General features: G+C 63.5%; 1 protein-coding gene. It reads left to right on the plus strand.

What is annotated here, in order from left to right; all coding sequences use genetic code 11:
• Positions 1-723: 723 nt before the first annotated feature.
• Positions 724-1,275, plus strand: a complete 552-nt coding sequence (locus LCH29_RS43950; RefSeq protein WP_446467287.1) for an integrase core domain-containing protein — start codon at positions 724-726, stop codon at positions 1,273-1,275.
• Positions 1,276-1,435 lie beyond the last annotated feature (160 nt).

Consider the following 1,435-nt stretch of genomic DNA (forward strand, 5'->3'; position numbering starts at 1 on the left):
TCAGGGCGGGTTGACGTGGTTTCAGGTTCACTTGTTCGGCCGTTGCCTGGTTGGCGTAGTGCTTCTCCTCGTACTCGATCGGGCTGAGGTAGCCGAGCCTGTGGGTGCCGGAAAGTGTGTCACCTGGGCTGACCTGCTGGTTCGAGTTTCCCAGATCTCAGATAGCTGCCGACTGTTCTGGGGCAGCATGCGAGTCGTGGTGATACGGCTGATCTACCTGCTCGCCTGTCAGACCTTCCGATGGATTGCCCTCCTGGCCCGCTCGAGTGCGGCGAAAGATGCCGAGATCTTGATGCTTCGGCATCAGCTCGCCATCGTGCAACGCAACCGGCCTCGGCCCCGGTTCTCCTGGAGCGACAGGGCCGTCATGGCAGCACTGCTCCGGATCTTCAGCAACCAGCGGCGTTCACAGCTGCCCCTGTTGGTCACTCCGCGAACGGTCCTGCGCTGGCACACACGGCTCATCGCCTGGGAGTGGACCTACCCATCCCGAAGTCCAGGAAGACCGCCAACGCCCGAAGCCTTGCGACAACTGGTCCTGCGTCTCGCGCGGGAGAACCCCGGATGGGGATACCGCCGGATCATGGGGAGTTGCTGGGCCTGGGGCACAAAGTCGCCGCCTCGACCGTCTGGGAGATTCTGAAGAAGGCCGGGATCGAACCATCACCGCAACGGGCAGACCGCTCCTGGGCCGCCTTCCTCAAAGCCCAGGCCTAAGCAATCGTGGCCACCGATCTCTTCCACATCGACACCGTATTCCTACAGCGCTGGTTCGTGCTGTTCTTCATCGACCACGGCACCTGCCGCGTACACATCGCCGGTATCACCCGACACCCGACCGGCCCCTGGATCACCCAGCAGGCACGCAACTACCTCATGGACCTCGGCGACCATGCCGAGTCGATCAAGTTCCTCATCCGGGACCGCGGCGCCTACTTCACCGACAGCTTCGACTCCGTCTTCCAGGCGACCGGCATACGCGTGGTCCCCACCCTGCCCGCCGTGCCACGGATGAACGCCATCGCCGAACGCTGGATCGGCTCATGCCGCCGCGAGGCAACCGACCGCATCCTGATCACCGGGCAGCGCCACCTACGCCTCGTCGTCAGTGAGTACGCGGATCACTACAACAGACATCGGCCGCACCGATCCCTTGGACAACATCCACCAGACCAGTTGATCGCCGATGAACCGCGGTCGGCCAGCGACCGCACAATGGTCTCCCGGCTTGATCGGCTCGGTGGCCTCATCCACGAATACAAGCAGGCCGCATAGGGTGACACGGTTTCCGGCACCCACACGCTAGCTGCCTGCGGAAACCGGCCCAGAGAGATCACTGAGGTTCCCCCGAGATGCGGGGAGGAGTGACAGGGGGTCAGATGGGTCTCATGAGAGGAGCCCAGACGATGCCTGCCCCGAGGAAGTACCCGCTGGA

This window comes from Streptomyces sp. BRA346 (assembly GCF_052851135.1).